This is a genomic window from Achromobacter sp. (assembly GCF_049647645.1).
Classification (GTDB): domain Bacteria; phylum Pseudomonadota; class Gammaproteobacteria; order Burkholderiales; family Burkholderiaceae_B; genus Achromobacter.
The window spans coordinates 1-7,486 of record NZ_JBARYB010000172.1; the positions used below are offsets into that span (position 1 = coordinate 1).

The window sequence follows — 7,486 nt, forward strand, 5'->3', positions numbered from 1 at the left end:
CCCCTGCGGCGCGCACCGGCCCAGCCTGGGGCCGGATTCCTTTGCCGGGACGGCCGCCGGCCGGGCGTTCGCGCCCGGACCGAGATGCGCTGGCGCAGCCGGGATGGCCGGCCGTTTTCTAGCTGGAAGCCGCAAGCTTGCGCCGCATTCCCGATCCCGGGGCAGGCGCGGGCGGTCCGCGCGGTGAGTGCGCCAGAATGGAGTAGAACGAATGTTTCCTGAAGTTATTCCCGCCCGGCAGGTCCGGGGGGCGATCGACGGCTTTGTCGATCACCTGGTCACCAACTATGCCGACACGCTGGAGACCCTGTCCCAGCCCGTGCTGCATGCCCTGGTGTGGCTGGAGCAATTGCTGCGCAATTCGCCCTGGTGGGCGGTGGTCGCGGTCACGATCGCGATCGCCTGGGGCGTCAGCCGCCGCATCGGCCTGAGCCTGGCGATGGGCGCGCTGTTGTGCGTGATCGGCGTGCTGGGCCTGTGGGACGCCGGCATGCAGACGCTGGCGCTGATGATCATGGCGGCTGGCCTGTCGGTGATTATCGGCATCCCGCTGGGCGTGCTGATGGCGCGGATCAACTGGCTGCGTTCCATCATGCTGCCGGTGCTGGACGTGATGCAGACCATGCCCAGCTTCGTGTACCTGATTCCCGTGGTCATGCTGTTCGGCCTGGGCAAGATCCCCGCCATCATCGCCACCGTGATCTACGCCGTGCCGCCGCTGATCCGCCTGACCGACCTGGGTATCCGCCTGGTCGACCGCGAAGTGCTGGAAGCCTCGCGCGCCTTCGGCGCCAATCCGCGCCAGCAGCTTTTCGGCGTGCAGCTGCCGCTGGCCTTGCCCAACATCATGGCCGGCATCAACCAGACCACGATGATGGCGCTGTCGATGGTGGTGATCGCCTCGATGATCGGCGCGCGCGGCCTGGGCTATGAAGTGCTGCTCGGCATCAACCGCCTGGAAGTGGGCCGCGGCCTGCTGGCGGGCTTGGGTATCGTGGTGCTGGCCGTGCTGTTCGACCGGATCACGCAATCGTATGGACAGCGCATGCGCATGGGAGGCCAGCGATGAGCAAGATCGAGGTCAAGAACATCTACAAGGTCTTCGGGCCGCATCCGAAGAAATGGCTGGAAGCCGCCCAGGGCGGCATGAGCAAGGAACAGCTGCTGGCCGAGAGCGGCCACACGCTGGGCCTGCGCGACATCAGCCTGTCGATCGAAGAAGGCAGCATCTACGTCATCATGGGCCTGTCGGGTTCCGGCAAGTCCACGCTGATCCGCCACTTCAACCGCCTGATCGAACCCAGCGCCGGCCACATCCTGGTCGACGGCGTGGACGTGGTCAGCCTGAACAAGCGCGACCTGGAAATCTTCCGCCAAAAGAAGATGAGCATGGTGTTCCAGCGCTTCGGCCTGTTCCCGCACCGCACCGTGCTGGACAACGCCGCCTACGGCCTCACCGTGCAGGGCGTGGGCCGCGCCGAGCGCGAGAAGCGCGCCCGCGAATGGCTGGACCAGGTGGGCCTGTCGGGCTTCGAGAACCAGTATCCGCACCAGTTGTCGGGCGGCATGCAGCAGCGCGTCGGCCTGGCCCGGGCGCTGGCCACCGATGCCGAAATCCTGCTGATGGACGAAGCCTTCTCGGCGCTGGATCCGCTGATCCGCCGCGAGATGCAGGACCAGCTGCTGCAGTTGCAGGCCAAGCTCAACAAGACCATCGTCTTCATCACCCATGACCTGGACGAAGCGCTGCGCCTGGGCAACCGCATCGCCATCCTCAAGGACGGCGAACTGGTGCAGGAAGGCACGCCGGAAGACATCCTGCTGAATCCGGCCAACGACTACGTGCAGTCCTTCCTGCAGGACGTGAACCGCACCAAGGTCCTCAACGCCACGCACGCCGTGAACCCGGCGCGCCTGACGCTGACCATGCGTTCGCGTCCCGCCCACGCCATGGACCGCATGCGCGCCCTGAGCTACGAGTACGCACCGGTGCTGGACGGCAAGCGGCTGGCCGGCGTGTTGACCGCCGCGGCCGCCACGCGCGCCATCGAGGAAGGCGCGCGCGACATCTCCCGCTACGTCGAGGACCTGGCTTCCGTGCCGGCCACGGCAGGCTTGGGCGAGGTGCTGGCCCAACTGGTGCATAGCGACCAGCCGGTCGCGGTGACCGGCGAGGACGACGAGTTCATCGGCATGCTGTCGCGCAAGAAGGTCGTGGAGCTGGTGACGCCTGCGCTGGCGGAAACCGCAGCCCCGGCGGAAGCTGCCGCGGCTACTGACGCGCAAGAGCAGCCCGAGCCCGAGCGCCGCGACCAGGCGGCCTGACAGGGAGAAACCCTAATCCGAATCGGGGCTGCTCGGCCGTTTACGCGGCCCCGATCCGGATATGATGGTTTGCCGGCCGCTTGGCCGGTTTCTCCTTTTTCGGAACATCGGAATCCGTCATGCCTATTTTGAATGTCCAGATCATGGCTGGCCACACGGCCGCCCAAAAGGCCGCTCTGTTGCAGGCCGCGTCCAACGCCGTCGTCGAGAGCATCGCGGCGCCGCTGCCCAGCGTGCGCATCGTGCTGCAGGAAGTGGCAGCGGAACACGTGATCGTGGGCGGTGAAATCGGCAAGTCCATGGCGCGTGTCGACGTGGCGCTGATCTCCGGCCGCGACGAGGCCAAGAAGGCCGCGCTGATCGCGGCGCTGAACCAGGCCGTGTGCTCCAGTATCGGCATTTCGGGCCAGGACGTGCGCGTGCTGCTGCGCGACGTGCCCAATACCGACATGGGCGCGGCCAACGGCATCACGGCCAAGGCCAACGGCCGCTGAGTTTTCCGGCCGGCTCCGCAATCCCTGCAAAGCGCCCGCGACTCGCGGGCGCTTTGCATTGGCCGTCAGTCCAGCTTCACGTTGGCGGCCTTCACCACTTCTCCCCAGCGCGCGATTTCGCTCTTGATGTAGGCCGCGTACTCCTGCGGCGTGGATCCCAGCGCCTGCGCGCCTTGCGCCTTGAGCTGTTTGGTCATTTCGGGGGATTGCAGCGCGCGGCGGATTTCGGCGTTCAGCTTGTCTATGATCGGCGCCGGCGTGCCTGCCGGCACCACCACGCCTTGCCAGGCGCCCATCTCGAACCCGGGCACCACCGTTTCCGCCACCGTCGGCACGTCGGGCAATTGCTCGCTGCGCGCGCCGCTGGTCACGGCCAGCGCGCGCAGCTTGCCTTCGCGGATGAAGCCTAGCGAATCGTTCAGCGTATTGGTCATGAGTTGCACCTGCCCGCCGACCAGGTCCGTCATGGCCGGCGCGCTGCCGCGGTACGGCACATGCACCGCGTCGATCTCAAGCGAACGCAACAGCAGCAGGGCGCCCAGGTGCGTGACATTGCCGGCGCCGGCCGAACCGTACGACAGCTTGCCGGGATGCTCGCGTGCGTACTGCACGAACGTGCGGGTGTCTTGCGCCGGCACGGACGGATGCACCAGCAGCACCAGCGGAATCACCGCCGTGGACGATACCGGCGCGTAGTCCTTGACCGGGTCGAAGGCCAGCGACCGGTACAGATTTGGGCTGAGCGCGATGGAGGACGTGTTGTACAGCACGGTATAGCCATCGGGCTTGGCGGCCGCCGCGTACTGCATGCCGATATTGCCGTTGGCGCCGCCCTTGTTCTCGACCACGACGGTCTGGCCCAGCTGGTCCGTCAGCTGCTTGGCCAGCACCCGCGCCACCAGGTCGGTCGGCCCGCCGGGCGGGAAAGGCACCACCATGGTGATGGGGCGCTCGGGCCAGGCGGCCTGGGCGCTTGCGGCGCCTGCCAGCGCCAGGATGGCGAGGCTGCCCGCCAGCAGTGCTTTCTTCATCGGTTTGTCTCCTTGTGCTTTTTAGTGATGCGGACCGCGTCCAGGCGCCAGCTCCCTCTGCGGGGGATGCTTGGCCGTCTGACGAGAGTTCAGGGCCTGCCGGCCAGCATGCGCGTGGCCGTGTAGGCCATTACCGGTTTGCCGTGCTGGTTGCGGACTTCGATGGCGGACGCGACCACGGCCCGGTTGTGCTGCGAGGTGGGACGTATGCCAGTGACTTCGATCTCCGCCCAGATGGTGTCGCCCGCGACCACCGGCGCCAGCATTTTCTTGTGGACTTCCAGCAGCGCCAGCCCGGTGCCTTGCACCATGCCCTGCATGATCAGGCCCTCGATCAGGCCGTAGGTCAGCGCGCCGGGGGCGGGGCGTCCCTGGATGGCGCCGTGCGCATAGGTGGCGTCGATGAAGATCGTTTCCAGCATGCCGGTCACGCTGATGAAGTTCACGATATCGGTTTCGGTAATCGTGCGGCGGAACGTGTGGAAGCGCTGGCCCACGGCCAGGTCCTGCCAGTAATAGCCTTGTCCAAGTTGCTGGATGTCGGCGGCGTTGCAGTCTGCGGTCATGTGGGGTCCTTGAGGTGGGTCTGGGTTGAGGAAAGCGAGTCGCGGGCGGCGCCTGTTTCCAAGAGCGCGGCGATCCGGGCTTCGTCCAGGCCGGCCTGGCGCAGCACGTCCAGCGTGTGCTCGCCCAGGCGCGGTGGCATCGCGGCCGGTACATGGGAATGCTGCAGGCGCACGGGATTGCGGGGAAAGCGGTAGCGGCTGCCCGAGGCGCTTTCCAGCGGCGCGAAGAAGTCCACGCTTTGCAGGTGCGGATCGGTCTCCAGGTCCTGCAGGCGGTTGACGCGCGCGGCGGGAATTTCCAGCCGTTCGCACAGCGCCAGCCAGTAGGCGGTATCGCGTCCGGCAACGATGCCGGCCTGCAGTTGGTACAGCGTTTCGATGTGCCGGGTGCGCGACGCGATGTCGGCAAAGCGCGGGTCTGCCGCCAGGTCGGGGCGGTCCGCAGCAATGAAGAAGTCGCGCCAGTGGGCGTCGGTGTAGGGCATCAGGCAGACATGGCCATCGGCGGTCTGGCACGGCCTGCGCCAGGGCGTGAGCACGCGCGGATAGCCCGCCTCGCCGGGCTGGTCGGCCAGATGCCTGCCGTAGTAGTGTTCGACCAGCGCGTAGGACGCCATGCTCTCGAACATGGGCACTTCCAGCTGTTGCCCCGCGCCGCTGCGCTCACGCTGGAACAGGGCGGCCAGGATGGCGTGCGCCGCGATCAGGCCGCAAGTCTTGTCGGCCGCCACGGTAGGCAGGTAGCGCGGCGCGCCGGTCTGGCGGTCGACCAGGTCGGCCAGGCCCGACAGGCCCTGGATGATGTCGTCATATGCAGGCCGGCCATCATAGGCGCCGCCAGCGCCGAAACCGTACAGGCCGGCATAGACCAAGCGGGGATTGCGCGCGCACAGCGTGTCCGGGTCCAGTCCCAGCGCCGCCATCTTGGCCGGACGCATGCTGTGCATCAGCACGTCGGCCTGGTCCGCCATCGTCAATAGCGCCTGCCGCGCCGCGGCCTGCTTCAGGTCCAGGACGATGCTGCGCTTGTTGCGGTTCAGGCCCAGGAATATGGCGGCCAGCCCGGGTTCCTGGGCGGGGCCGGTATGCCGGGTGGAATCGCCCGCAGGCGCTTCCACCTTGATCACGTCGGCGCCATAGTCGGCCAGTATCTGCGACGCGTAGGGGCCGAACACCACCGACGTCAGGTCCAGGATGCGCACGCCGCCCAGCGCGCTGGTTCGAGATAGGGGAGAGGCTGTCATGGCGGGAATCCTATCGGCCGGCGGCATACGCGTCTAATATGGCGTAGGTATTGGGCGATATGGAATTTGTTATGGCTATCGATTTGCGGCAGCTCCGGCAGTTCGTCACCATTGCGGAGCTGGGCAGCTATCGGCGGGCAGCCGACACGCTGCATATTGCGCAACCGGCGCTGTCGGTCTCGATCCAGAAACTGGAACATTCGGTGGGCGTGCCGCTGCTGGTGCGTGGCGCCAAGGGCGTGACGCCGACGCCTGCGGGGCAGGCGCTGATGGCGGATGCGCGCCGCGCGCTGTTCCACGCCGACCAGGCGCGCCAGGCCGCCCGCCGCGTGGCGCTGGGCGAATGGGGCACGCTGCGGCTGGGCTTCGTCGGCTCGGCTACCTACATGCTGCTGCCGCGCCATTTGCCGGCCTTCCGTGCGCAGTATCCGGACGTGCAGCTGGACTTGCGCGAGGACAGCACGGTTGGCCTGGTTGCGATGCTGCGCGCCAACGATATCGACGCCGGCTTGGTGCGCGGCCCCTTGGCGGAAGACGCGGCGCTGGATTCCTGGGTGGTGGAGCGCGACGACCTCATCCTGGCCGTGCCGGCGGGACATCCGCTGGCCGCGGGCGGACCGGTCGGCCTGCAGCGGGCCCGCGCCGAGAACTTCGTGCTGTACTCGCCCCTGAAGGTGCCGGGCCTGCACGGGGTGGCGCAGGCGCTATGCCTGAAAGCGGGCTTCTCGCCACGCATCAGCCAGGAGGCCATACAGGTACAGACGCTGATCAGCCTGGTGGCCAGCGGCATGGGGCTGGCGCTGGTGCCTGGCGTGACGCGGGCATATTCCACCCCGCACGTGGCATTCGTGCCGCTGACCGACGCCGATGCGCACGATGCGCTGTCCTTGTCGCTGGTGACGCATCGCGATACTTCCTGTGCCTCGGTGCTGCGCTTGCGCGACTGCATGCTGCACCCCGCCGCCTGACGACGCTGGCGGGGCGCGCGTTCCCAGTCGTCACTGCATCTTCAGGCCCAGCTCGGCCACGAATTTTTTCTCTTCCGCCACCTGCCGAACCGCGAAGTCGGTGTAGGCGGCGCTGTCCATCAGCATGTGGGGCTGGTCGGCGGTTTCCAGCGCGCGGTTGTACTCCGGATCGCGGGACGCGCGATGGAAGGCCTGTTGCAAGGCGCGCGTCACGTCCGGATCCATGCCCTTCGGCCCGGCGATGCCGACCGGGTTGGCCGCCACGATGGGGTAGCCCAGCTCCGTCAGCGTGGGTACGTCGGGCACGCGCTTGGCGCGGGCTTCGCCCAGCACCGCCAGGAGGCGCGCCTTGCCGGTGTCTATCATCGGCCCCCAGCCCGCGTCCGAGATCATCTGGATATGGCCGCCCAGGAGCGCGGTCGTTTCCTCGGCCGCGCCCTTGTAGGGGATGAAGTTGAAGCGCGTGTTCGTCAGCCGCGACAGGCGTTCGATCGCGATGCGTCCCGAGCCACCCGTTCCGGTGCCGCCGTAGCTGATCTTCTCGGGATGGGCGCGCGCGTCGGCGATCAATTCGTCCAGCGTGCGCCAGGGCGCGTCTTCGCGCACCACGATGGCATAGGAGTAGGCCGTCATGCAGGCAACGTAGGTGAAGTCCTTGAGAGGGTCGTAGTTGACCTGCTGCAGAAAGGGATAGCGGAACAGCGTGCCCACCACCACGGACACCGTGTAGCCGTCCGGCGCGGCCGTCTGTGCCATGGCTGCCGGCCCCAGCGTGCCGCCGGCGCCTGGCCGGTTGGCGATGACGACCGTCTGGCCCAGCTCGCGCGAGGCCGCGATCGCCAGCGCGCGCATCTGGGT

General features: G+C 67.5%; 8 protein-coding genes. 4 read left to right on the plus strand and 4 right to left on the minus strand.

Annotated features, from left to right (window positions below; genetic code table 11):
- Window positions 1-211 precede the first annotated feature (211 nt).
- The 3 genes from WBB14_RS19970 (at window position 212) to WBB14_RS19980 (ending at window position 2,819) form a co-directional block, all read left to right on the plus strand.
- On the plus strand, window positions 212-1,069 hold the full coding sequence (locus WBB14_RS19970) for an ABC transporter permease (protein WP_424241370.1): 858 nt from the start codon (window positions 212-214) through the stop codon (window positions 1,067-1,069).
- Window positions 1,066-2,325 (plus strand): quaternary amine ABC transporter ATP-binding protein, encoded by a 1,260-nt coding sequence (locus tag WBB14_RS19975; protein ID WP_424241371.1) that lies wholly within the window; start codon window positions 1,066-1,068, stop codon window positions 2,323-2,325. The genes WBB14_RS19970 and WBB14_RS19975 overlap by 4 nt, the downstream gene beginning before the upstream one ends.
- A 119-nt stretch (window positions 2,326-2,444) precedes the next feature.
- Complete coding sequence (locus tag WBB14_RS19980) at window positions 2,445-2,819, plus strand: tautomerase family protein (protein WP_424241372.1); 375 nt, start codon at window positions 2,445-2,447, stop codon at window positions 2,817-2,819.
- 65 nt (window positions 2,820-2,884) lie between these two features.
- On the opposite strand, the gene WBB14_RS19985 is transcribed toward WBB14_RS19980, so the two are convergent.
- From WBB14_RS19985 to WBB14_RS19995, 3 genes are all read right to left on the minus strand, one after another.
- Window positions 2,885-3,850, minus strand: a complete 966-nt coding sequence (locus WBB14_RS19985) for a Bug family tripartite tricarboxylate transporter substrate binding protein (protein WP_424241373.1) — start codon at window positions 3,848-3,850, stop codon at window positions 2,885-2,887.
- A gap of 89 nt (window positions 3,851-3,939) precedes the next feature.
- Entirely contained in the window at window positions 3,940-4,416 is a 477-nt protein-coding gene (locus WBB14_RS19990; protein WP_424241374.1) for a MaoC family dehydratase, read from the minus strand.
- Entirely contained in the window at window positions 4,413-5,660 is a 1,248-nt protein-coding gene (locus tag WBB14_RS19995) for a CaiB/BaiF CoA transferase family protein (RefSeq protein ID WP_424241375.1), read from the minus strand. The genes WBB14_RS19990 and WBB14_RS19995 overlap by 4 nt, the downstream gene beginning before the upstream one ends.
- Window positions 5,661-5,731: 71 nt before the next feature.
- Between WBB14_RS19995 and WBB14_RS20000 the strand changes: the two genes are divergently transcribed.
- Window positions 5,732-6,628, plus strand: coding sequence for a LysR substrate-binding domain-containing protein (locus WBB14_RS20000; protein ID WP_424241376.1), 897 nt, complete (start codon window positions 5,732-5,734; stop codon window positions 6,626-6,628).
- A 30-nt stretch (window positions 6,629-6,658) separates the two neighbouring features.
- On the opposite strand, the gene WBB14_RS20005 is transcribed toward WBB14_RS20000, so the two are convergent.
- Window positions 6,659-7,486 (minus strand): tripartite tricarboxylate transporter substrate binding protein (locus WBB14_RS20005; RefSeq protein ID WP_424241377.1); only part of this gene is annotated, 828 nt, incomplete at its 5' end.

Excerpts from the sequence above, each read along its gene's own strand:
- WBB14_RS19975 (WP_424241371.1), top strand. The coding sequence starts at position 1,066 with ATGAGCAAGATCGAGGTCAAGAACATCTACAAGGTCTTCGGGCCGCAT.
- WBB14_RS19995 (WP_424241375.1), bottom strand. The coding sequence starts at position 5,660 with ATGACAGCCTCTCCCCTATCTCGAACCAGCGCGCTGGGCGGCGTGCGC.
- WBB14_RS19985 (WP_424241373.1), bottom strand. The coding sequence starts at position 3,850 with ATGAAGAAAGCACTGCTGGCGGGCAGCCTCGCCATCCTGGCGCTGGCA.
- WBB14_RS19970 (WP_424241370.1), top strand. The coding sequence starts at position 212 with ATGTTTCCTGAAGTTATTCCCGCCCGGCAGGTCCGGGGGGCGATCGAC.
- WBB14_RS19980 (WP_424241372.1), top strand. The coding sequence starts at position 2,445 with ATGCCTATTTTGAATGTCCAGATCATGGCTGGCCACACGGCCGCCCAA.
- WBB14_RS19990 (WP_424241374.1), bottom strand. The coding sequence starts at position 4,416 with ATGACCGCAGACTGCAACGCCGCCGACATCCAGCAACTTGGACAAGGC.
- WBB14_RS20000 (WP_424241376.1), top strand. The coding sequence starts at position 5,732 with ATGGCTATCGATTTGCGGCAGCTCCGGCAGTTCGTCACCATTGCGGAG.